This window comes from Paenibacillus sp. 01T442 (assembly GCF_056398345.1).
Window position 1 is genome coordinate 62,932 of sequence record NZ_JBFTPF010000018.1, and the last position, 23,884, is coordinate 86,815.

General features: G+C 46.3%; 16 protein-coding genes and 1 pseudogene. 14 read left to right on the plus strand and 3 right to left on the minus strand.

Annotation, left to right across the window (positions count from 1 at the left end; translation table 11 throughout):
- Positions 1-28: 28 nt before the first annotated feature.
- From AC1DLM_RS16665 to AC1DLM_RS16715, 11 genes are all read left to right on the plus strand, one after another.
- Positions 29-1,786: a sensor histidine kinase gene (locus tag AC1DLM_RS16665; protein WP_477570599.1), complete on the plus strand. Its 1,758-nt coding sequence runs from the start codon at positions 29-31 to the stop codon at positions 1,784-1,786.
- Positions 1,787-1,811: 25 nt separating this feature from the next.
- Positions 1,812-3,137 (plus strand): ABC transporter substrate-binding protein, encoded by a 1,326-nt coding sequence (locus tag AC1DLM_RS16670; protein WP_477570600.1) that lies wholly within the window; start codon positions 1,812-1,814, stop codon positions 3,135-3,137.
- 16 nt (positions 3,138-3,153) lie between these two features.
- The gene (locus AC1DLM_RS16675) at positions 3,154-3,957 is read left to right on the plus strand and encodes a response regulator transcription factor (protein ID WP_441990067.1); all 804 of its coding nucleotides are present in this window, start codon (positions 3,154-3,156) and stop codon (positions 3,955-3,957) included.
- A gap of 130 nt (positions 3,958-4,087) precedes the next feature.
- On the plus strand, positions 4,088-5,419 hold the full coding sequence (locus tag AC1DLM_RS16680; RefSeq protein WP_441990068.1) for an ABC transporter substrate-binding protein: 1,332 nt from the start codon (positions 4,088-4,090) through the stop codon (positions 5,417-5,419).
- A gap of 66 nt (positions 5,420-5,485) precedes the next feature.
- Positions 5,486-6,439, plus strand: coding sequence for a carbohydrate ABC transporter permease (locus AC1DLM_RS16685; RefSeq protein ID WP_477570601.1), 954 nt, complete (start codon positions 5,486-5,488; stop codon positions 6,437-6,439).
- Position 6,440: 1 nt separating this feature from the next.
- Positions 6,441-7,262 carry a carbohydrate ABC transporter permease gene (locus tag AC1DLM_RS16690; RefSeq protein ID WP_477570602.1) on the plus strand — a complete coding sequence of 274 codons (822 nt, stop codon included), beginning with the start codon at positions 6,441-6,443 and terminating at the stop codon, positions 7,260-7,262.
- Positions 7,263-7,455: 193 nt separating this feature from the next.
- Positions 7,456-14,304 (plus strand): polysaccharide lyase family 8 super-sandwich domain-containing protein, encoded by a 6,849-nt coding sequence (locus tag AC1DLM_RS16695; protein WP_477570603.1) that lies wholly within the window; start codon positions 7,456-7,458, stop codon positions 14,302-14,304.
- A gap of 319 nt (positions 14,305-14,623) precedes the next feature.
- A complete protein-coding gene (locus AC1DLM_RS16700) occupies positions 14,624-15,193 on the plus strand; it encodes a TetR/AcrR family transcriptional regulator (RefSeq protein ID WP_477570604.1) in 570 nt (189 codons plus the stop codon).
- 118 nt (positions 15,194-15,311) lie between these two features.
- Complete coding sequence (locus tag AC1DLM_RS16705) at positions 15,312-16,433, plus strand: ABC transporter permease (protein WP_477570605.1); 1,122 nt, start codon at positions 15,312-15,314, stop codon at positions 16,431-16,433.
- Positions 16,433-17,128: an ABC transporter ATP-binding protein gene (locus AC1DLM_RS16710; RefSeq protein ID WP_441990074.1), complete on the plus strand. Its 696-nt coding sequence runs from the start codon at positions 16,433-16,435 to the stop codon at positions 17,126-17,128. Before AC1DLM_RS16705 ends, AC1DLM_RS16710 begins: the two co-directional genes overlap by 1 nt.
- Before the next feature lie 118 nt (positions 17,129-17,246).
- Complete coding sequence (locus AC1DLM_RS16715; protein ID WP_441990075.1) at positions 17,247-17,474, plus strand: DUF1330 domain-containing protein; 228 nt, start codon at positions 17,247-17,249, stop codon at positions 17,472-17,474.
- A gap of 230 nt (positions 17,475-17,704) precedes the next feature.
- On the opposite strand, the gene AC1DLM_RS16720 is transcribed toward AC1DLM_RS16715, so the two are convergent.
- Both AC1DLM_RS16720 and AC1DLM_RS16725 read right to left on the minus strand, forming a co-directional pair.
- Complete coding sequence (locus AC1DLM_RS16720) at positions 17,705-18,667, minus strand: HD-GYP domain-containing protein (RefSeq protein WP_477570606.1); 963 nt, start codon at positions 18,665-18,667, stop codon at positions 17,705-17,707.
- Between the two features lie 13 nt (positions 18,668-18,680).
- Positions 18,681-20,396, minus strand: coding sequence for a methyl-accepting chemotaxis protein (locus tag AC1DLM_RS16725; protein ID WP_441990077.1), 1,716 nt, complete (start codon positions 20,394-20,396; stop codon positions 18,681-18,683).
- A 1,125-nt stretch (positions 20,397-21,521) separates the two neighbouring features.
- Between AC1DLM_RS16725 and AC1DLM_RS16730 the strand changes: the two genes are divergently transcribed.
- Positions 21,522-21,908, plus strand: coding sequence for a hypothetical protein (locus AC1DLM_RS16730; protein WP_441990078.1), 387 nt, complete (start codon positions 21,522-21,524; stop codon positions 21,906-21,908).
- A 159-nt stretch (positions 21,909-22,067) separates the two neighbouring features.
- Positions 22,068-22,685, plus strand: a pseudogene (locus AC1DLM_RS16735) (phosphopentomutase); the annotation flags it as partial.
- Positions 22,686-22,806: 121 nt separating this feature from the next.
- Here AC1DLM_RS16735 and AC1DLM_RS16740 read toward each other — a convergent pair.
- Complete coding sequence (locus AC1DLM_RS16740) at positions 22,807-23,280, minus strand: SRPBCC family protein (protein WP_441990079.1); 474 nt, start codon at positions 23,278-23,280, stop codon at positions 22,807-22,809.
- A gap of 112 nt (positions 23,281-23,392) precedes the next feature.
- Between AC1DLM_RS16740 and AC1DLM_RS16745 the strand changes: the two genes are divergently transcribed.
- Complete coding sequence (locus AC1DLM_RS16745; protein ID WP_477570607.1) at positions 23,393-23,806, plus strand: winged helix-turn-helix transcriptional regulator; 414 nt, start codon at positions 23,393-23,395, stop codon at positions 23,804-23,806.
- Positions 23,807-23,884 lie beyond the last annotated feature (78 nt).

The window sequence follows — 23,884 nt, forward strand, 5'->3', positions numbered from 1 at the left end:
GCGGGAAGGAGGAAAAACAATCTTTGCGTTGAACAGGCCGATTTCCATACGAGCGATGCTGCTAACCGTTTTTTTGCTTCTTATGCTGTTTCCTTTGGTCGTCATCACCTATATCACGTACGAGAAACAAAACGGGATTTTTCAAAAGCAKGTCAGCCAATATTTGCTGCAGACCGTCAGTCAGACCCAGCGAGCGTTGGAAGCGGATCTTACGGAGATCGACCGGCTTACGTGGCCCTTGCTGTATCAGCGCCCGCTCGATTTTCTGGACAAGCCCATCAATACCCCGTACTTGCTGCAGGAAGCGAATCAGAAGTTCAAAGAGTTGATGTATTCGGACCTGCTGCGGGGCCGGCTGGATCATATCCGCGCCGTTTATTTGATCACCCCGAACCGAACGGTGCTGTCCACGGACAACGCCTTTCAATCTTACGAACAGTTGGATGTCGGAAATTTCAACTATATTGTCGAACAGATTCAGATGAAGCCGCTTAAAATGAGTTGGTTCAGCGACAAGTGGGCGATTTATCGGGCCAAGGACGGCTTTAAGACCCCGGTGCGCGATTCCGTGACGGCGGCGAGGCAACTCATCGACAGCAATACGTCCGAACTGAGAGGGTATCTGTTCATCCAATTGAACGATCGCTTTATCGACGATAGTCTAGCCCCAGTCCGAATCGGCTCGACCGGGGCTCTCATGTTGTCCGACGCGGCGGGGGACGACATTTATCGGCAGCAGTCGGCCTTGTTCGATGAGCCGGGCATTGAGGGTTTGGTGAAATCGCTGTCGCATCCCGCAGAGGCAGTCGGTAAATTCGCAGGAAGATGGTTGACGGCCCACGAAACGTCTGCAGTAAGCGGCTGGAGAATGACAGCGGTTGTTCCGTTAAACGAGCTCATGAGCCCGAATCAGAAAATTTTGAAATACTTGCTCGTCATGGCGGGTTTGGGCGCGGTCATCTTCACCATTGTGTCCGTTCTCATGGCAACCGCGATATCCAAGCCGGTCATCAATTTGGCCAAGCTGATGTCGTCACCTTCAATCGACCAGCTGCAGGTGCGTGAAATTCAGGGTTCCGTTCAGGAAATTGGCGTCCTGCAGCGCAATTTCAACCGATTGATGCAGCGGATTCAACAGCTGATCCAAGAGAACGAGCAGCAGGAGAAGGAGAAGCGGAAGGCGCTTCTTCAAGCGCTCCAAATGCAAATCAAGCCGCATTTTCTGTACAATACGCTCGACACGATCTACTGGATGTCGAAGAAGCACAAGGCGGAACCGATCAGCAAGCTCGTGACCGCGCTGGGCAAGTTTTTCCGGTTCACCTTGAACGCGGAGCAGGAATGGACCACTTTGCAGATGGAGCTCGAGCATATCGAAAACTATTTGCAAATTCAATCATTCCGCTACCGGGATCGGCTTCAATATGAAATCGTCGCCGATCCGGATACAAAGGATACGAGAATTATGCCTCTTCTCCTGCAGCCGATTGTCGAGAACGCACTCGAACACGGTATATCCAAGGTTGGCGGGGGCGGCAAAGTCACGATCCGCGCCTTCAAGAAGGGCGAATGCGTAAACATCGTCATCCACAATACCGGGCGGAAAGTCGATATGGAGCGGGTCAGCCTTCTTTTGCAGGAATCGTCCAATGAGCATCTGGGGCTTCGCAACGTCCAGCAGCGCATTTCCCTGGCATTCGGCCAAGATTACGGCATCCGTCTGGAAGCGGGCGAAGCGGAAGGGACGGCGGTAACGGTTTGCATTCCCCACAACGAATTGAATTAGATAACGGCGCTGAGGAGGGGACGGCTTGAATCGCAGGAAATACAACGGGTTGATCATCGTTTCTTTCGTCTTGCTGCTCGTCTGGGCAATGAGCGGAACCATGCTGCTGAATCTCGAGACTGCGGATTCGCCGGCTGCTTCGGAGCCGGTTCGCAAAATCAAGGTACTGATCCGGACGGGAACCGAGTCTGCAGCGTTGCGACAGCTGCTGGCACCATTTGAAAACGATACGGGGATCAAGGTCGAATTCATTGAGATCGGTCGCGACGGTTACTTTACAGCTGTAGGTACGCAACTGCTCGCCGGTTCGAACACGTTCGATATCGTCTTCGTCCCGAACACGTCTATCGCCCAGTTTGCTTCGGCGAAAGCGATCGCGCCTTTGGACGGTTACATAAGCAGTGCGCAATCATCCGATCCCGAAGGGTTCGATCTCGACGATTTTCTGACGGTGTATCGCTACAAAGGTTCGATCTATGCTTTGCCCACGGACATCAGTACGCATTTTCTGTACTACCGCAGCGATTTGATTCCGAGTCCGCCCGATACCTGGGAGGAAGTGTACGAGACCGCAAAGAGATTCTCGCAATTCGGGAACCCGAAGTCCCCTACGAGATGGGGGCTGGCGATGCCGGGCGTCGTTCCGGAAGAGCGGACCAAAATATTCGCCTCCTTGCTGTGGTCTTTTGGCGGGAACTTCCTGGAGGAAGACAGTGGCAAGGTGCTGCTGGATTCGGAAGCATCGGTCCGTGCTGGAGACTATTTGCAGCGGCTTGTTCGGGATAAGATTGTACCGGACAATCTTCTGTCCTGGGATTTCGTGCGGACGAGGGACGCTCTCTTGTCCGGGGAAGCCGCCATGGCAGCACCGTATTGGAACTCGGCATATCCGATGATCAAGCTAAGCGACGGCCCTTACGCGGGCTTCATTCGGATCGCGTTGCTTCCGGGGAGGAAAGACAGCGACGGAGCGGTTCAACGCGTTCCTTTCCAGCACGGCTGGACGCTGGCGATCAACGCGAACTCGGACAACAAGGAAGCAGCGTGGAAGTTTCTCGCATATGCCACCGGTAAACGCGGGGGAATGATCTACGCCGATGCCGACGGCGTGCCGGCGAGACGTTCGCTGCTCGGCGACCCGGCGTTCCGGGAGAAGCGCCCAGATTTTTCGCTCATTCTGGAATCGATGAAGATGGCTGAGAACGAGCCGTCAGTTACTTACTATCCGGCGATGGTGGATGCGGTGGAACGGGCTCTCGCCAAAGTCGTGACGCTGTACGAAGAACCGCAGGACGCATTCCGGGAGGCGTCCACCGTTCTGCGCCGTCTGGCGGTGCGGGCGGCTCCGTGAAAGGAAGGGGATCAGGTTGGCTAACGCAGAATACCGCGCGATGATTATCGACGATGAGGCCTGGATTCGGGAAGGACTATGCGAACATATCGAGTGGAAGAAGCTCGGCATTGAGCTCGTTAACGTTTTCGAGGACGGCGCCGAAGCGCTTGCTTATTTGGAGAAAGACCCGGTTGACATCGTCTTGTCCGATATACGCATGCCCAATATGACCGGGCTCGAACTGGTGGCCCGGCTTCGCGTCAGCGGCCGCGTAGACGGGGAAGCCGACGCGGTCACGGTCAAAGACTTGTCCGGCATCAAGGTGATCTTCTTGAGCGGTTATGGTGATTTCCAATACGCGCAGGAAGCGCTGCGGCTGGGAGCAGTCGATTATTTGCTCAAGCCGACAGAGGTGGAGGAGATCGAAAACGCCCTGCTGAAGGCCAAGGCGCTTTGCGCTTCGGACAGAGTTTCTCCGTCCAGAATGCCGGGTGCCATCGAGCCATTGGAGGAACCAAGCTCTTATTTGATCAAGAAGGCACTAAACTACATTCAAGCGCACTTTACCGAAGAGGTTCATTTGGCGGAGATCGCGGGCGAGTTGTTCGTGACGCCGAACTATTTGAGTCGATTGTTTCGCCAGGAGACCGGACGATCGTTTATCGAATACTTGTCCCGGATACGCCTCGATAAAGCCTGCAGCCTGCTGACGGAGGGCAAGCTGAAAATCTATCAAGTGGGAGAAGCGGTCGGCTATCCGAATCCGCGTTATTTCAGCGAGTGGTTCCAGAAAAATATGGGCATGTCGCCGGGGGATTTCCGGAAAAGGCAAATATGAAAGCGGTTCAAAATTGGGCGAAAAAACGGACGAAAAGATAGATTCGCCTCATTATATCGATTGTCCCGATCGATTAGGATAAAGGATGTTAAGCGATTACATCATTCATCGGATCGAAAGGGGTAATGACATGAAACAAAAAGCGGGCCTGGTTTTTACGGCGGCGGCCGCCCTCGGCATGCTGCTGACGGGGTGCAACAGCAAATCGAACAACGGCGCTTCGCCTTCCGCGGCTTCTCCAAGCACACCGCCGAGCGCAAGCGCATCCGCCACGCCCGGCGGCAATCAACAAGTCGAAATCTTCAGCTGGTGGACCGGCGCGGGCGAGGAAGCGGGTCTGAAAGGACTCATCAAGGAATTTGAAGGCAAGCATGCCAACATCAAAGTCATCAATTCTGCCGTCTCCGGCGGCGCCGGCACAAACGCCAAGGCGGTGCTGGCAAGCCGGATGCAGGGCGGAGATCCGCCAGATGCGTTTCAGGTGCACGGCGGCGCTGAACTGAATACCGGCTGGGTGGCGGCTGACAAGGTCATCCCGCTGAACGATCTGTACGAGGCGGAAGGTTGGAAAACCAAATTTCCGCAAGATCTGATCGACCTGGTTAGCAAAGACGGCAACATCTACTCGGTACCGGTTAACATCCATCGCGGCAACGTGGTGTTCTACAACAAGAAAATTTTCGACAGCAACGGCCTGAAAGCCCCGACGACGTTTGACGAGTTCTTCGCGGTGGCTGACGCTTTGAAAGCCAAGGGCATCGTTCCGCTGGCATTGGGCGACAAGGAGCCGTGGACGGCCACGATGCTGTTCGAGAACGTGCTGCTCGGTCAGCTCGGCACGGAGGATTACAAGAAACTGTGGACGGGCAAGCTGTCTTTCGACGACGCGAAGGTGAAGACTTCGCTGGAAACGTTCAAGAAGATGCTATCTTATATCAACTCCGACCATGCCGCCCGCAACTGGCAGGACGCCGCGCAGCTGGTGGCGAAAGGCGAAGCAGCGATGAACGTGATGGGCGATTGGGCGAAGGGCTACTTCACGACGGATCTGAAATTAACCGCGAACAAAGACTTCGGCTGGGTGGCGACGCCGAACTCGTCCGGCATGTTCATGGTCGTCACCGACACGTTCGCGATTCCGAAGGGCACCAAGCACAAAGAGGCAGCCAAAGAATGGCTGAAAGTGCTCGGCTCGGTAGAAGGACAGGATGTGTTCAACCCGCTGAAGGGCTCCATTCCGGCTCGCATCGATGCGGACAAATCCAAGTATGACGTGTACGGGCAATCGACGATTGAAGATTTCAAGGCAAGCAAGCTGGCGCCGAGCATGGCTCACGGCTCCGCCGCTCCCGAAGGCTTCACGACGCAAGCGAACCAGGCCGTCAACATTTTCGTCACCAACGGCGATGTGAATCAAGCGTTGAAAGCGCTGAAGCAAGCGCAAAGCTCTAGCATCAAGTAGAGAATAGCATTAAGGGCCAGACGCGTGAATCGCGCGGCTGGCCCTCCTTATTGGGAGTGATCGCTTATGACAGACACTGGTTCCGTAACAGCTCCAAGACGCCGCAGCCGGACATTCGCCCGGATGGCGCCGATTCTGATGATCCTGCCGTCTTTTGTGGTCATCGGGATATTCGTTTACGGATTCATCGCTTGGACAGGTTATGTATCCTTTACGGATTGGAATACGCTCGTGAAATCGTCCAATTGGATCGGCTTTGACAATTACCGCTTCCTTTTTCAGGATTTTCGGTTTCAGTCCGATTTGCGCAATACGCTCTTCTTTACCGTGTTGTTCATCGGCTTGTCCATGATGGTCGGCCTGTTCCTGGCCCGGATTGTCGATACGAAAGTCCGCGGGGAGATTTTCTTCCGCAACGTATTCATCTTTCCGATGGCATTGTCCTTCATCGTTACCGGGGTCGTTTGGCAATGGATCCTATCGCCCAAAACCGGAGTGAATCTGATTCTGAAGGATATCGGTTTTACGCATGTGCCCGATTGGTTCGTCAGCACCCAGATCATACCGAAAGTTCATACCGGGCAGATCGATTTCGGCATTCCGATGGCGATTATCGCCGTCGTGTTGGCCGCCGTATGGCAAATGGCGGGTTTCGCCATGGCGATGTATTTGGCCGGATTACGGGCCATTCCCGAAGATCTGCGTGAAGCCGCACGCGTTGACGGTGCAGCCGAACGTCAAATCTTCCGCAAAGTCATCCTTCCGCAGCTGAAACCGATCTCTATGAGCCTGATCATCATTCTGGCGCATGTCTCGTTGAAAATATTCGATTTAATCTACGCGATGACGGGTCCCGGCGCCATGTTCGTGACGGACGTTCCCGGCATGTATATGTTCGAGACGACTTTCCGCGGGAATCATTACGCCCAAGGCGCGGGTATCGCGATGGTCATGCTGCTGCTCATATCTCTCGTCATCGTGCCCTATTTGATTTCCGCGTTCCGAAAGGAGAAGTCGTAGAATGGCGATTCCGCGCTCGAAACGGCTTGTTCTGTACTTCACACTCGCTGTGCTTGCAGCCGTCTTCCTCGTCCCGATCTATGTCATGCTCGTCACGAGCGTCAAGAGCGTGGATGAAATTACGCTGGACCAGATGTGGAAGCTTCCCTCCCGTCTGAATTTCTCAGCCTATAACGAAGCTTACGACAAGCTGATTCCGAACCTGGCCAACAGCTTCTATCTGGCCGTCCCGGCGACGCTGCTGTCTTCGCTGCTGGGTTCTATGAACGGTTATGTGCTGTCCAAATGGAAATTCCGGGGCTCTGATACGTTGTTTGCGTTGATGCTGTTCGGGATGTTCATCCCGTACCAGAGCATTCTCATTCCGCTGATTCAATTTTTGCAGCAAGTGCAGCTCTATAACTCGATCCCCGGCCTCATCCTGATTCACGTCATATATGGTCTGCCTATATGCACCCTAATGTTCCGCAATTTCTACGCCGGCATACCGAACGAATTGCTGGAAGCGGCGCAAATCGACGGCAACGGCTTCATGGGGATTTACAGAAGGGTAATTTTCCCGCTGTCGATCACCGGATTCGTCGTCGTCGGCATCTGGCAGTTTACGAGCGTATGGAACGAATTCTTGTTCGCCGTATCGCTCACTTCGCAGAAACAGCAGCCGATTATGGTCGCGCTGCAGAACCTGTCCGGAAGCCAGATCGTGCAATGGAACGTGCAGATGGCGGGAGCGCTGTTGGCGGCAACGCCCACCCTCGCCGTATATATTTTCTTGGGAAAATTCTTCATACGCGGATTGCTCGCGGGATCGATTAAAGGATAGCCACTCCAAGCTGTCATTCGTTTATGAAATAGGCCCGGCCAGCAGTGGCTGGGCCTCAAGTTCCAGCTGTAAGAAAGCGGTTGCAACGCTTGATTACGCCGGCAGCGGCAAAGGTCAAGGCCTAAATACGACAATCCGGTATGAAGTGTATTAATTTTTTTCACTTGAAAATATTTTATGAAGGAGAGTCGTTATGAAGCAAAAACGACTATTGAGTATTATTTTAGCGTTTCTAATGATGCTGACCATGGTTTTGAACAGTGTAACGGTTCCCGCCCAAGGGAAAACAGTCGATGAATTTGATAAACTGCGAGAAAAATGGCGGTATTTGGCTATGGGCGGTGATTATGATCCCAAGGACCCGAGTATGCAAGGGTTGCTTCACGCTATCAATAATGTGGCGCAGGATCTTCTTGACAGGATCAATCCTAATCCTACACCGGATTGGGGCGACAATGATTACCTTTGGAAGGAATATATGCTTGGCAATCGCGGTTCTGCATATAGTGATTCAAATAATACCCAGTTCACGATCCGAAGCCTTAAGTTTATGGCATTAGCCCTTCAGACGAAAGGCTGTGAACTTTATCAGAATGAAAGATTGAAAAATGAGATACTCCGCGGAATGGATTATATTTATAAAAATCATTTTAAGATAGGAGTAGAAACGAATTCCTATGGGAATTGGTTTACTTGGGAAATTGGGGGGCCGATTTATTTTAGCGAGACAGTTCTGCTTATGTATGATTATCTGACAGCAGAACAGATCCAGGCTTATACATCAACTGCTTATCGGGGAGCGACCAAAGTCGGGGGAGACCCCTATATGTATGTGGGTGCAAATGCTTTGTGGAGAGATCGTGTCCGCATGTATTCGGGAATTCTTCTTAAAGATAGTTCAATCCTTGCATATGTAAAAAATGATGTTCCTTCCTTTATGGGATATGTTAAAAGCGGCGATGGCTATTATGAAGACGGTACTTTTATGCAGCACGGAAATGTTGTTTATAATGGCGGTTATGGTAAAGAAGCATTCTCCGATGTGAGTCACTTTATTTATATGCTTGATGACTCTCCATGGAAAATTACCGGCCCTGAAAGAGATAATATGAGTACCATCGTGGAAAAAAGTTATGTGCCTTTTATGTATAAAGGCGTCTTCATGGATATGGTAAGGGGACGTGAAATCACCCGTAAAGATACGACCGATGCCTATGCTGGCATTACCATTAGCCTCGATGTTCTACTGTTCTCCGAATCGGTATCTGAGGAAACGGGCAAGAGATTTAAAGGAATGATTAAGGAATGGATGAATAATGAAAATGCAATACGTACTTTAAATGAGGGTGCTGGTGTTGCATGGTATATGTTCCCCGTATATAATCTCTCCAAAACTTTGGAAATCCTTAAGGATGATTCAATCAAGCCGGTTTCCAATGCGGGAAAAAGCTATACCTTTGGTAAAGGTGTAAGAACCGTTCATACTACAGACAAGTTCTCTTTTGGTCTTTCTATGTATAGCAAAGATATCACAACCTTTGAGCAAGGGGATAGTAATACAAAAGGTTGGTATACGGGTCTTGGACAGACTTATGTGTATACACCTGATATTGGACAGTATACCTATCAAAAACCAACAGTTGACTGGTATCGGCTTGCTGGTGTAACTGCCGTTAATGGCATCACGGTTGGCAGCCATAAAAATGCAAACTCCTTTGCAGGAAGCACCACGCTTAATGGTTCTTACAGTACTGCCGGCCTGGAGATTTCATCCGGCAGCACAAAAGTGAGCGCAAAAAAATCGTGGTTTATGTTTGATAACGAAGTTGTAGCATTAGGATCAGGTATTACTTCTACACATAATAACAATGTTGAAACTACGATTGACAACCATTATATTACAGGTAATAATGCTCTAATTATCAATGGAGAAAAACAGTCGAACAAGCTTGGCTGGAACGGTAAAATCGATAATGCCAGGTGGGCACTAATAGAAGGAAATGTTAAAGGCTCCAATATTGGCGTTTATTTCCCGAAAGAAACCAAGATCGGCGCAGTCCGTGAAACCCGTAAAGGAAAATGGACGGATTTGKGCTCTTATAATGTAGATGAAGATGTGCAATCAGCCGATTACCTTACGATGTGGATTGATCATGGCTCAAAGCCGGTGAATGAAAGCTATGCATACGTTCTATTGCCTGAAATGACCGCAGAGCAGGTTGAAAACTATGCAGATTCCAGCGATATTGAAATCATCCGCCAGGATAATAATGTACACGCTGTATATGAGAAAACGCTCCATACTCTTGGCGCAAACTTCTGGCAAGATGGTGATCAATCCATTGATGCAATGGGTGTAAAAGATTATCTTACTGTTGATAAAGCTGCATCTATGATGATAAAAGAAGATGATCATAAACTTAGCTTTGCTCTTTCAGATACGACAAATAGAAATTCGGGCACAATTACCGTGGATATTAATCGGGCAGCTGTCGGGGTTATATCTAAAGATAGCCGGATTAAAGTTATTCAAACTTCTCCGTCAATTAGGTTTGAGCTGGATGTCGATCATTCTTTTGGGAATCCGATCGAAGCTGAGTTTGCCTTCCAACCACTTGAGGCGCCAGGAGAAACATCTATTACAAATATGGCATTAAACGATGTCACATTGAGTCTTGAATTTGCAAAAGCTTCGCGAGCAACAGGTTATAAACTGGTTTACGGTACGGAAAGTGGAAATTATACGGAATCGCTTTTTACTTTCGGAAATACAGCGCAAATCAAAGGATTAAATGCAAATACGACTTATTATTTTGCAGTTAAAGCAATGAATGATTCAGGGGAAGGCAGCCTATCGCCTGAAATATCCTATCGTATTGGCAACACACGTACTTTGATCGAAGAATTCGAAGATTTCTCCAAGACGGTCAGTTATTCCGGTGGATGGGCATTCGACGCTTCCAATGCGAATACTTATTATGATGGAGATTCTACTCGTTTTAAGAGAAATGATGCTGATAAAACGAATCCAAGACGAGAGGAATATGTAACCTACTATACGCCAACGCCAAAAGACTTTGAACTGACAACCTATGATTATGGTTTGGCTAGTGCAGGGGATAATACCATCCTTCAATTCTTTGGTTCAACAGATAATGAGAACTGGATTCCTATTCCGGCAACAAAAAACGGAACCGTAGTTAAAGATAAATGGAGTAAAGTTGTATATACCAATTCAGCGGAATTGGATCGCTCCATAAAGTTTATTAAGATTTCCGTTTCCAATAATACCAAAATTTGGGCACCACAGCTTTCAAAACTGGTAATCAATTATGCCTGGTCTTCTGACCGTTTTGTAATGGATACGATGCTGGATGATTCCAGAACCTATGAGGTAAAAGGTGATGCCGCCTATATAAAGGGAGATGGTGTTAAATTCGGCGGGGATAAGGATATTCTGATAAAAAACGGCTCTGAACATGCAACGATGCTTTATAGTTATACCAATATACGAAATGCCAATTTTACTGCTTTTATCGCCAAAGCAAATGGCGGTACCGTTTCGATTATGTCTTCCAAAGACGGGAAAAGCTATATGCCTGTTGCTTCCAGTCAAGAGATTGCCGGTCGTGATTATGGGAACTACAATAAAGTGGTTTACAACATTCCTGAATTAGAGGATGGTACGAACTACCTATTGCTTACAATAAGCGGTGAAGCCGATTCAATTGCGATTGCCGACCTACACTTATCCTATGTCCATGAAATTGCACCCATACAAAAGATCCGTTTTAAGGATAAGCAGCTAGAAGCCGTTATGAAGTATAATTTAGCCCCGGTCGTCAAATTGGCACCGATGAATGCGACCGGTGAAATAAACTATACGATTTCAGATAAGGATATTGCTACAGTGAATTCTTCAACAGGGGCATTGCATGCTGGGGCACTCGGACCAGCGGTTCTGACAGCTAAGGTTCTTGGAACGAAGGAAGATGTAAGTGCAAATATTCATGTCCGTACTTCAGAAAACCTCGCACTTAACGCAAATACTTCTGCAAGTTCTGCCAATGGTACTTACACTGCTAATAAAGCGACAGATGGTGATTATCTTTCGCGATGGGAATCCAGTGTAGGAAATGTTCAATGGCTGCAGGTCGATTTAGGATCACCAAAGGGGTTTGGAGCAATAGAGCTTAACTGGCAGCAATATGCAACCAATTATGTGGTTCAGGGTTCTCTGAATGGCAACGTCTGGGTAAATCTTTATACGGAGACGAACGGTAAGGGCGGTAATGTCTGGATTGCATTTGATGAAGTACAAAAATATCGATATGTTAGATTAAGTGGTACACAAGCACCTGCTGCCTATTCACTTTATGAGTTCCGTGTTCTCTCGTTTAAAGCACAAAGCGGACAAGATGGAGTTGTACTTCAAAATCTTGCACTTGGAAAAATCGCAACAACAAGCGGCAATGACACCACGAATAGCGATCCTAAAGCTGCTATAGATGGAGATCCATCAACGCGTTGGGCGTCTGCGAGATCAGACAATCAGTGGTATACCATTGACTTAGGTGCTCAAAGCCATATTTATCAGATTAACTTGCTTTGGGAAGCAGCTTATGGTAAAGAGTATAACATTCAGGTGTACAATGAGAGCGATTCGGTAACGAATGTAGTCTATGAAAAAAGCGGTGCTGCCGGATGGAAGCGGTATGTATTTGATGAGCCGATACAGGGAAGATACGTTCGTATGCAAGGTATTAAGCGCGGTTCCACGTTTGGATATTCTTTATATGAATTTGAGGTCATTGGAAGTTTGGCAGAAACAACTGTTAATTCCATTCAGTTTGCTTCTGAAAAATTTACTGTTTTGCGAAACCATAAGAAAACAGCTGCTATTCTTACAGATCCACCCTATATAAATGAGGGAAGTGTTGCATTTGTCAGCCTAAGCCCTGAAATAGCAACGGTATCAAATAAAGGTGTTGTTACGGGTATAACAACAGGATCGGCAATCATTAAGGCGTATTCTACGGTTTCTGATGCTGTTTATGCGAGTAGTGAAGTAACGGTAACCGATTATATCGGTGCTCCCATACCAGTTTCCAGTCTTGAGGTGCGAGGTGGTGTAGCTATCATCGAGAAAGGGACAACTGCTCAGTTTGATGCTTCAGTTACTCCCGATAATGCATCAATAAAGAACATTCGCTGGACTTCCAGTGATGAACGTGTACTCCTCGTAACGAACGAAGGTTTAATAAAAGCAATTAGCGTAGGAACCGTGGTTGTAAGAGCGATCAGTGTTGCTAATCCGCAGCTTATGTATGAACAGGAGATAAGAGTTGTTGATGCAGAAGTGGAAACAGTAAAGGCATTGATTCATGCAATCGGTGTGGTTACCTTGAAAAGCAAGGGAGATATCGATGCTGCACGGCAAGCGTATAATGAACTGTCTGATGATCCGAAAGCATTAGTGGATAACTATGAAGAACTGGCAGTTGCAGAAAGACAGTATGAGGAACTGGTGGAAGCAGCGAAGAAAGTAAATGGAGTAACACTTGACAAGAACACAATGGATTTGACGGTAAGAAGTAGCGGACAGCTGACAGCTGCCATAACACCGTCCAGTGCAGTAAACAAGAATGTAACATGGTCGAGCAGTAATTCCAGTGTTGCAACAGTCGACAGTAATGGTAGGGTAACCGCTGTGGCAGCAGGAACAGCGATAATTACCGTAACAACCGAAGACGGAGGTAAGACAGCAACATGTTTGGTAACCGTCAGAAGAAGCGGTAATGGTGGAAGCGATCCTAGCGGAGGTGATTCATCCGGAACACCGGGAACAATACCGCCAGTAACCCCACCGCCAACAACGCCGATAGAAAATGCTCCGGGTACAATTCAGGCATCTGCACCTGTAGTGAATGATGCAGGCGTAGCTTCAACTACCATTGATGCAGATGCATTGACCAAAGCTCTCAAAACATCGGATACAGCAATAATCAATGTACCGAAGGCTGAGGGAGCCCGTGCATATGAAGCGGTCTTCACGGTACCAGCTCTGATGGCAGAACATGCATCAAAGAAGATCGAAATAGCAACGGAACTCGGTAAGGTATCAATACCTGGAAACATGCTCACACCATTAGATGTAAAAGGGGCACAGAGTATAAGCCTCACCCTAGCAAAAGCAGATACAAACGTAGTGATTGATAAGGCAGTAAAGTCACAAATAGGTATGAGACCTGCAGTAGAACTCAATGTAAGTATAAACGGCAGCAGGATATCATGGAGCAATCCTGAAGCGCCTGTTACCGTGGAAATACCGTATACGCCTACAGCAGCTGAGCTTGCCGATCCAGAACATATCGTCGTATGGTACATTGATGAAGCAGGAAAGGCAGTGGCGGTACCAACAGGCAAATATGATTCCAGAACGGGTAAGGTAACCTTTAAAACAACACACTTCGGCAATTATGCAGTGGCACATGTGAAGAAGAGCTTTGGAGACATTGGCGGATATTCATGGGCAAGTAGGGCAATCGAAGTTTTGGCATCTAAAGGTGTTATTAACGGTACTTCTGAAACAACCTTCGATCCTTCTGCCGATGTTAAGCGGGCAGACTTCATACTCATGCTTGTTAAGGCTCTTGGGTTATCTGCAAAAACACAGGGCAACTTTGCAGATGTAAGCTCAAGTGCCTATTATGCAGAAGCTCTGGCAACAGCTAAGGTTCTTGGAATTACAGTTGGGGTTGGTAACAATAATTTCAATCCAGATGCCAAGATATCAAGGGAAGACATGATTGTTCTTGCAGCAAGAGCTATGAATAAGGCTGGAAGACAATTGGCAAATGCTTCCGAATCGGAACTGAAGGGCTATTCTGATTCGGCACAAATAAGCGGTTACGCATTAAATAATGTTGCAGCTTTGATTAAAGCTGGAATTATAGAAGGCAGCGGCAATTCAATAAATCCGAAGGCTACAGCAACAAGGGCTGAAACAGCAGTTATCATTTATAACTTGTATAACAGGTAGTCTAGCAAACGGGGTTTTCCTTTTATTTGGGAAACCCCGTTTGGTTATTATGCCGATGATACATTCGGCACGGCGAAATGCAGGAATTCAGTCGGGCAGCCAAGTGTACGATTTAAGCCTGTCCATCAATCCGAAGCTGGCGGCCATTTTGACTGCAATTTGAAATATCAAATGATGGAGCAAGGGACTATAGGAGCTGGCCGCGACAGCTCCATTCGTCTTTTTCGCCGTTATGAGCGTTACGGTGAACCTTATCACAAATAGGGCGTAATTTCTGTTATAATGTCGAGTATGTTAGCGATTAGGGACGGTGATTAACATGGGAAGAAAGCAGGCTTTTACAAAATCGGAGTTACTTGACCAAACCAAGAGAGTGCTTCTCGAACACGGTTATGAGGGGTTTCAGCTTAAATTGTTATCGAGAAGTCTGGTTGGAGCAAGGAGTACAATTTACCAATATTATGCCAATAAAGAAGAGATTGTTGCTGCATGTATGAAACGAGTAATGGAAAATGTACTACAAAAGGCGTCGGCTATTGATGATACGGATTGCATGGATGCCCTGCAGAGTCTGCTTACTATATATCTGGAAGAGGCGAATTTTCACCAACTGCTTGGAGATGCGCACAAAGTTAATAAAGCTAGTTCTGTAGCGGCGGCCGATGATCTTGAATTTGTTGAGCAAGCACATATGACTTTAAAAAATCAACTTGAGCGATTGTTCGTTCGTGCACAGGAAGAGGGGCACTTCAATCCAAGCATCCCACTCCCTGCGATAATAGGTGTCTTTTTTAACCTTATCGATACTCCCAATATGATGAATATTCCTATATCTCAGTGGAGTAAGTTATTGTACMAAATGTGGTTAGGAGGGGCAGGGAGACACTAAGGAGTACGAATTTATTTGACACCCGTGTCAAATAAAGATTATAATAAATACTTGTCAGACGAGGGAGGCTTAATTTGACACTCGTGTCATTTATTTTTACGGAGGAGAGGGATAGATTATGTTTTTGGCATTGAGGGAATTGAAACACAACAAGACAAGGTTTTTGATGATTGCCATCATTTTTGTGCTTATTTCTTGGTTGGTATTCATACTATCTGGTTTGGGGAATGGGTTATCTACACTAGCGGCTTCGACGTTCAAGAATATGAAGGCAGATTACGTAGTTTTTGAACAAGGCTCGAAAGCTTCAATGAGTAAGTCTTTATTGTCTAATGAATTGACAGTGAGATTAAAAGAGATCCCGAACGTAAATGCCGTGTCGTCAATGGGAACCATCATGGCATCAGCCATCAAAGGAAAAAGCAAGTTGAGTGAGGATAAAGTAGATATAGCTATTATTGGGATTGAGCCGGGGAGTTTTTTAGAACCGGTGACAATAGAAGGTTCGAGACTGACATCAGATAGCATGACGAAGGTTATCGTAAATGACACCATGAAAGACGAGGGGTTTAAGTTGGGGGACACCTTCCAGCTGGATGGCTCGACGGAGTCATTGACTATTGTCGGTTTCGTCAAGGATCAGACTTATAACCACGTAGCAGCTGTTTTTACACCCATTGCAGAGTGGCGAAAAATTGCGTTTGCGGCACCTGGCTCGGACAAAGGAGTCACGATCCCAGTCAATGCGATAATGCTTCAAGGTAATGATATTGATCCTACTGCCATCAATGAACAGCTATCGGGTACCAATATTGTTACTCGTGCAGCAGCGGTACAGGGAATGCCTGGCTACAAAGAAGAGAATGGCACGATCATGATGATGCTTGCGTTCCTGCTTGCGATTTCAGCATTCGTACTTGGCGTTTTCTTCTATGTATTTACGATGCAGAAGACCAACCAGTTCGGGATAATGAAAGCGATCGGAGCCAAAAATGGGTTCTTGGGCAAAGCGGTCGTCTCACAGGTGTTCGTTTTGTCGCTTTCTAGCATTATAGTTGGCATAATCCTGACTTATGGAACAGCGGCAATCATGCCAAAAGGCATGCCCTTCATGCTTGACACAAAGTTGGTTTTCACGTATTCGATCGTTTTGCTGGTGATTTCATTGCTTAGTTCGTTGGTATCGGTTCGCAAGATATCGAAAATTGATCCGCTGCAGGCGCTTGGGAGGGTTGAATAATGACTAAGGGATTGCAAATTACGGCGGCATCAAAGTATTACTATGAAGGATTGAATCGTATTTCGGCACTAGATAACGTATCCATTAAAGTGGAACCGGGCGAATTCATCGCGGTCGTAGGACCATCCGGTTCTGGAAAAAGCACCTTCTTATCCGTTGCGGGCGCACTGCTTAGAGCCTCCGAGGGTGAGGTTATATTAAATGGTAAGGACATATCGAAATTGTCAGGTAACCAACTATCCGACATCCGATTGCATGAGATTGGTTTTATTATGCAAGCTTCGAATTTGGTTCCATACCTGAACGTACTTGATCAGTTGCTTGTCGTCAAGCGGATGTCGGGAAAGGTTCGTGCAGCAGATCAAGCTTTTGCTGCAAAATTGCTTGAAGAACTGGGTCTAGGCACAAAGCTGAAGAGCTTCCCTGAGGAGCTATCTGGGGGAGAAAAACAGCGTACCGCCATTGCCCGGGCTCTAATTAACGATCCTAATGTCATCTTGGCGGACGAACCTACAGCAAGCCTTGATACCAAGCGTGCCCATGAAGTAGTTTCCTTGATCGCTCATGAGGTGAGAACACGCCATAAAGCGGCAATTATGGTAACCCACGATGAGCGGCTGCTAACCTACTGCGACAAGGTATACCGGATGGAAGACGGGAAGTTATCATTAGCGAAAGTTGAGTCCATCCACTAAGGTGTTAATGGTGCAAGTCATTGGACAGACAAATCTGGGGAGAAACCCACAAGAGTCTTCGTTGATCAGTCAACAAAAACTGAAAACAGTGGGTTTTAGCCCGGGGGCACTCTAGAGAGTGCCCTTGTTTTATTGTACAACTCGAATCAAGTATGCAAAAAGCGCTGATGATATGATGGTTTTATGTGGACAGTTGAGGGATGGAAATACAAATGAATTGAAGATGGAATTCCCAAGCTTTGAAGAAGCTGAGACATGGTACTACAGCCCAGCTTATCAAGAAGCTGTGAAGCATCGCCTCAAAGGAGCAGCCTATAGGGGCATTATTGTTGAAGGGAAAGAATAAGGAATCAATAATGGGATGGTAAAAGTTACTGGCGGCAAAATAGTACTTTGGGGATCATATAGGCCGCCGTGCGACACACTTTGGCTGATTTTTCGCCGATACCTCGTTACGGGGAACCGTATCATAAGTGATGCCGAAATTTTTCGTGCGGAAGGGCGAAGAGGCAAGGTAGAGGTTGGAGCGGGTAAAGTGACAATGGCATAGAAAGGCCCGATTAGCTTGGTATAAGGCTAATACGGGCCCATTTTGATGCCTTCTATGTGCAATAAAATGTTCGATCCTTCTTTTTCCAGTATCTTTAGGAAAACGTCGGTAATTTCGGGGTCAAATTGTGTCCCCCTATTTTTTCGGATCTGGTTGGCGGCATACTCCAGTTCCATCCTGTTTCTATATACCCGTGTAGAAGTCATCGCATCAAAAGAATCAGCGACAGACAATATACGGGCTAATCGGGGAATTTGCTCACCCTTTAACCTACCAGGGTATCCAGTACCATCAAACCGTTCATGATGATATAAGATCATATCCAAAATACCACTTTTTTCGAACGAGGGGATATGCTTAACCATGTTATAACCGATGATAGAGTGTTGTTTAATAGAGTCATATTCATCCTTTGTTAGTGGTGTAGGCTTCGATAAAATAGATTCCGGCACCCCTATTTTCCCGATATCATGTAGGAGACCTCCTAAGTAAATATGATCGCATTGTCTGCTAGATAGCTTCATTTCTTTAGCTATTTTAAATGCATATTTTGCAACATTCTCTGAATGAAACGCTGTGTGAGTATCTCTAGAATCCAAAGATTTGGCTAGTGCAAGGGTTAGATTAAGTGTATTCTCTTTCTCCCTAATATAAAACTTTATCGAATTGGATACGGACAATATGGCCAATGTGTAGGTTAACCAATGAGATACAACCAAATGTATACTTAGATCATGACCATATGGGGCAAAATGATCACGAACCCATGACAAAACGCCAGATACAATAAATTGTATAAACATGTTCTTCCAGAATGCAAAGCCTGCAACTACTAAGGGAATTAGATACATACTCGTCAGATTTTGTGTGGGGTTAATCTCGTCAATTAATATGATTACAAATATAAGGAAGAAGAAGACTACAGTAAAGGGAGTAGTCTTCCGAGCTAACCAAGTATTTATCTTAACCTTGTTCATGGAGTCGATCATGTTGTACCCCCAACTATACTTTAAACTTACCAACTAGCGCCTGTAGTTCTTCCGACATTTTAGACAGAGAAGCGGCAGATGAGGAAATCTCCTCCATGGACGCCAATTGCTCCTCAGTGGCAGCGGATACGTTTTGAGACCCGGAAGCCACTGATTTCGATCCCTCCGAAATTTCTTCAAAGGAATGAACGATCTGTTCTGAGCTAGCCGATATTTGTTGCGAGGCCGCTGAGACCTCTTGCACCTGACTGGCTACTTGGTCTACATATTCCTTAATCTCTTCGAAAGTTCCACCTGCAGTATGTACTACACGGATACCTTCATTAATTTCCTTGGTTCCGCTCTCCACCGCTTGAATCGTCTTCTCAATCCCAATTCGGATATGCGTAATTAACTGCGTAATTTGCTCAGCAGATTGTGATGATTGTTCGGCTAACTTACGAACTTCACCCGCAACTACTGCAAATCCGCGTCCCTGCTCACCTGCTCTTGCAGCTTCAATCGCCGCGTTTAGAGCGAGTAGATTGGTTTGGGCTGCGATATCGGAGATCACGTTGATAATCTGTCCAATTTCTCCTGAACGCTCACTCATTTCTTTTACTTCAACAGTAAGCTGATTAAATGAAGTTTGAATCGATCCCATTTGTTCCTCCGCCGAATGAATGGCGTTGTTTCCTTCCAATGTTTTTTGAGCGGCTTGCATAGACATAGAAGAAGCTACTTGTGTATTTGCGGCGATTTGCTGTACCCCAGCGGACATTTCATTCATTGCTCGTACGCTTTCTTCTACACTGTATGATTGTCTCTCTGCGCTAACGACGACCGCTTGAATGGTAGAAGTAATTGTTTCGGAAGCCTGACTAGTATGTTCTGCGCTTGCTGTCAATTCCTCCGAGGATGCAGCTACATGCTCAGCGCTTAGATTAATCTGCCTCACCAAATTGTTGAGATTTTCCTTCATTTGATTAAAGGAGTCAGCTAAAGAGCCAATTTCATCCCTGTTTTTCACCAGAATGTTTGATACAGATACATCACCTAATGCTATCTTCTGGGCGAACTTTTCCATAATAACAATTGGTTTGGATATCATACGTGAACTAAAATAACCAATCAAAATCGATAATATAAATGCAATAACACTTAGAATTGAAACGCTCGCAATTGCAATGTTGGTCGTTTCGGTATTGTTCTTACTTCCTTCGTCCATTAATTTCTTCTGTCCGAGGGCTATTTCATCAGCAACTGGTTCTAGTTGTCTCCCTAAAGGCAGTACAACATTATTATAAAAATCCATCGTTTGGGTTGAGTTTTGGTTAGTTTGAACCATCTGCAGCAACTGATCATACTTTTGTTTGAACTGCAGGTTGAGTTCATCTAATTTTCTTAGCTTCTCTTTATCCGCCTCTCTTTGGACCAACGTCATTGTTTTATTGACTAGCTTAGACAGGTTATCATTGGATGTTTGCAATTGATCTTTAAATAGTGAATCTTTTGTCAAGAGATAGCCGCGTACTCTACTGGATTGTTGTACAGCTTCTAGCTGCATGGCTTGTGCATTTGACAAGATAACCGCGCGTCTCTCGATTAAATCGGAATCKGAACGGTCTATTTCTTTTAAGTAATAAAATGACATACCACTAGTAATCCCCAGCAGGATAGCAATGATTAAAAATGACCCCATTAACTTTTTGCCTATTGTTAATCTAAAAATTCTGATATTTAATTTCATAGTAAACTCCCTTCAAGAAAATTGGAGATAATTTACTGGAAGAATCCTCGATGCAACCAACTCAATCATCCCATAAATGGGTATCATTTCTACAAACACATCGAATGATAGTACAAAAGTACCAAAATAGCAACAAAAATTGTCTCCGATTTTGATCTTAAAGTTGAAATATCGCTATTTATCGACAGATTAATGTCGGATTTTGTAACACTACGAATAAGAAGCAGTTCTAATAATCTGACTATCTCGCAAATCAACTTCAAAACGAAAGAAAAATAACAGATGGCAACAACCGTATTATGGGAAATGAAGACTTACTATGGATAAGGAAGAACAACAAAGTATCATAGAATTTCTTAAAACATCTTTTGATCCTGAGGGTACGATTCGCTTTTTGGTGGTAGCTACAATGGAACAACGAGAAAGTAGGGCAGCCCCAATCGATTACCATCAAAGTAAGGGTAGCCCTATAGAACTGGAAATAGGTTTCCGAATTGGAGATCCCATTTGTTTCTTCCGAAGCTTATGCAGCCGCGCACAAGGAAGGGAGGTGACTCCAATTCAGAATAGGTCAGATTACGAAACACTCGTAGAGAGGAGGGACATGCTTACTAACAGTATTGAGACTTGCTCAGAGACTAGACGCGATTCTACAGATGCTCTTCAAAAAGGAGGGCCCATTTCATCTTAAGACCGTTTGAGAGGTAACCCCTTCTAAAGACTCAAGAAGAGTAATGAAGATGATAAGCGCCTTATACACGAACTGTATCTCATACTATACACCTACTTCAAAACCTTGTTGATCGCCAGTTACAGCCGGGACCATATCAAGCAGTTCCTTGAAACGGTGGACTGGCATTATAGCGATGAAAAGGTGATGCATTTGTAAGCTCTACGGCACCCAATCCTGCAAGGGTGATGACACGCTGGAGCGTCCGCACCGCATATCAGGGTTGCCGGAGAATCCGGAAACATTAGAGATTGTATCTGCCGAACAGATTGAAGAGCTGACAAAGAAGCTAAGGCCGCCTCATACAGAAGCGCCGAAAATAAGGAAACATATTGAATCTGCACAACTTAATATGGAAACATGGGTGAATCAGCACGGGCTGGAGGTTGCCGTTAATGGTCGCTGGCAGAACAAAGTCGACAAATACGTGCTTAAAACATGCCCGTGGAATGCAGATCATACGAACCGCAGCGCCTATATACTCCGGTTCGATAAAGGAGGACTTGTCGCAGATTGCCATAAGAACAGCCGTCAAGGAAACGGATGGCGTTGAGCTAAGGAGCCTGTATGAACCAGAGCATTCAGGCAATGCTGGCGGGAAAACTGAAGAGAAGGAAAAGCAAGCGGACATTCTCGTCCGACTGTGCGGGGAAGCTGAATATTTCCGCAACGAGATAAGCGAAGCCTACGCCAAAGTACCGAGCGCCAATCACTTTGAATGCTTGAAAGTGAAAAGCAAAAAGTTTCGGCTATGGCTTACCAAAAAATATTATTATGAGTAGACAGGTAGAGCTCCAGACGAGGATGCAATGGGACAAGCACTCGGCATCATGGAAATGAAGGCTACCTTCGTGGGAAGCGAACATTCGCTGGAGCGGCGGTTTAACAACGTCGGGGATATCTACTATTACGATCTGTCGAATGAACAATGGCAGGCGGTGAAAATCACGCCGGGCAGAGTGATCGCGAGGCCATTCCTCGGACAGYCTGGAGACTTCAAGAGAACATCGAACCGTCATGATTATGCCTTGAAACCTTATGGAAGAACCGTGATGAATGAGCTCAAGGATGCTGGGCTCGATGTACTAGCGATTGGCAAGATCTCAGATATATATGATGGCGAAGGTGTTACTAGGTCATTGCGCACAGTGTCCAACATGGATGGCATGGATAAACTCATGGAGATCATTCATACTGATTTTACAGGACTTAGTTTCTTGAATCTTGTTGATTTTGACGCACTCTATGGACATCGTAGAGATCCGATTGGTTATGGGAAAGCACTAGAACAATTTGATGAGCGATTAAATGAAGTTCTCGCGGAACTGAGTGAAGATGATCTTCTCATAATTACGGCTGACCATGGCAATGACCCCATTCATGCTGGTTCAGATCATACCCGTGAATATGTTCCTTTACTCATCTACAGCAAAAGTTTCACTGGGCAAAGTGAGCTGCCGGTAAGTAAGACATTTTCGGATATTGGGGCAACGGTTGCAGATAACTTTGATGTAAAAGCGCCACAATATGGACAGAGTCTCTTACAGCAGCTTAAATAAACTTCATTTCAATAAACATGGTAATCCCACCCTGTGACTATTGCCAATACTTTGCTCGACGCTTTCAGAAGAGGCAGCACAAGTTGCTAAGCGCCGAGCTTCGGTCTATGGCATGGGGTTTTTAAGAATTTTCTATGCCGTGTTTGATTACAATTTGCTCGCTTTGGTTGGGCTGGCCCTTACCCTTGGTGATCAAGTCGCGAAGGCTGCCGCTTATGTAGATGCCCCAGGAGTCCGTACAGACGGCGTAGCATTCATACGCGGGAACGAGGCCTACGTGCGTAAATCGAACTTCTGTTTTGCCGTCCTTCTTGGCGATTTCAAAGACAATGTTGGTATTCTTCCACTCGCTCTTGTCCTCTACGAAGTTAAAGTAGTTGTCTGTAATGTGCCAAACAACCTTTTCACCTGGAACAAGCTCGGTGATTTGGATGGCGCAGCGGTGAATATCTTGGTAGTGATACTTAAATTCACCGAGTTCGTCGGTCCTACCCTCAATTTCCTCTGACCACCATCCGCGGACGTTATTGATGGCGGCGAAGACTTCTTCGGGGCTTTGGTCTACCTTAAAAAAAGTACTGTAACTTTGATTCATAGAAGTTATCTCCTCTCGTTAATTATTGACTACACACCGAGTATAAATTCTGTACTTTCAAAATGCAAGTACAAACTTGCAAAATGCAAGCACGAATTGTATAATCATTCTCATGAAAAAGCGACCTTCCACAGTCTGTCCAATCGTATATGCGCTCGATATATGGGGTGATCCCTGGAGCCTAGTCATACTTCGTGACGTCCTTATCCATAACAAGCGGTATTACCGCGAGTTTCTTGCTTCACGCGAGCAGATCTCAACTAATATTTTGAGTGCACGGCTCCAATCACTCGTTGAAACAGGCCTGCTCGTCAAGATAGAAGGAGATACTAACCGCGCACAAACCATGTACCGACCAACGCAAAAGGCACTTGACCTGTTTCCTGCCGTTTTTGCCATTATGCACTGGGGCCTGAAATACAACCCCAATACCGATATGACGATTCCGATCATGCAAGAACTAACAACAAACGAAAAAGGGCTGGAGCTGCGCCTTTTGCTGAATTTCGACGATATTACATCATAAAAAATCTCGTCACAATTCCTACGTTCGTTCTTAGCCATGAAAATAGATGTATACGGAGAAAGTATCGATATCGGTCTT

What these genes read in the sequence shown, in the direction of transcription:
- AC1DLM_RS16680 (WP_441990068.1), top strand. Translation starts at nt 4,088, where the DNA reads ATGAAACAAAAAGCGGGCCTGGTTTTTACGGCGGCGGCCGCCCTCGGC.
- AC1DLM_RS16710 (WP_441990074.1), top strand. Translation starts at nt 16,433, where the DNA reads ATGACTAAGGGATTGCAAATTACGGCGGCATCAAAGTATTACTATGAA.
- AC1DLM_RS16720 (WP_477570606.1), bottom strand. Translation starts at nt 18,667, where the DNA reads ATGATCGACTCCATGAACAAGGTTAAGATAAATACTTGGTTAGCTCGG.
- AC1DLM_RS16690 (WP_477570602.1), top strand. Translation starts at nt 6,441, where the DNA reads ATGGCGATTCCGCGCTCGAAACGGCTTGTTCTGTACTTCACACTCGCT.
- AC1DLM_RS16745 (WP_477570607.1), top strand. Translation starts at nt 23,393, where the DNA reads ATGAAAAAGCGACCTTCCACAGTCTGTCCAATCGTATATGCGCTCGAT.
- AC1DLM_RS16740 (WP_441990079.1), bottom strand. Translation starts at nt 23,280, where the DNA reads ATGAATCAAAGTTACAGTACTTTTTTTAAGGTAGACCAAAGCCCCGAA.
- AC1DLM_RS16685 (WP_477570601.1), top strand. Translation starts at nt 5,486, where the DNA reads ATGACAGACACTGGTTCCGTAACAGCTCCAAGACGCCGCAGCCGGACA.
- AC1DLM_RS16730 (WP_441990078.1), top strand. Translation starts at nt 21,522, where the DNA reads ATGGTCGCTGGCAGAACAAAGTCGACAAATACGTGCTTAAAACATGCC.
- AC1DLM_RS16705 (WP_477570605.1), top strand. Translation starts at nt 15,312, where the DNA reads ATGTTTTTGGCATTGAGGGAATTGAAACACAACAAGACAAGGTTTTTG.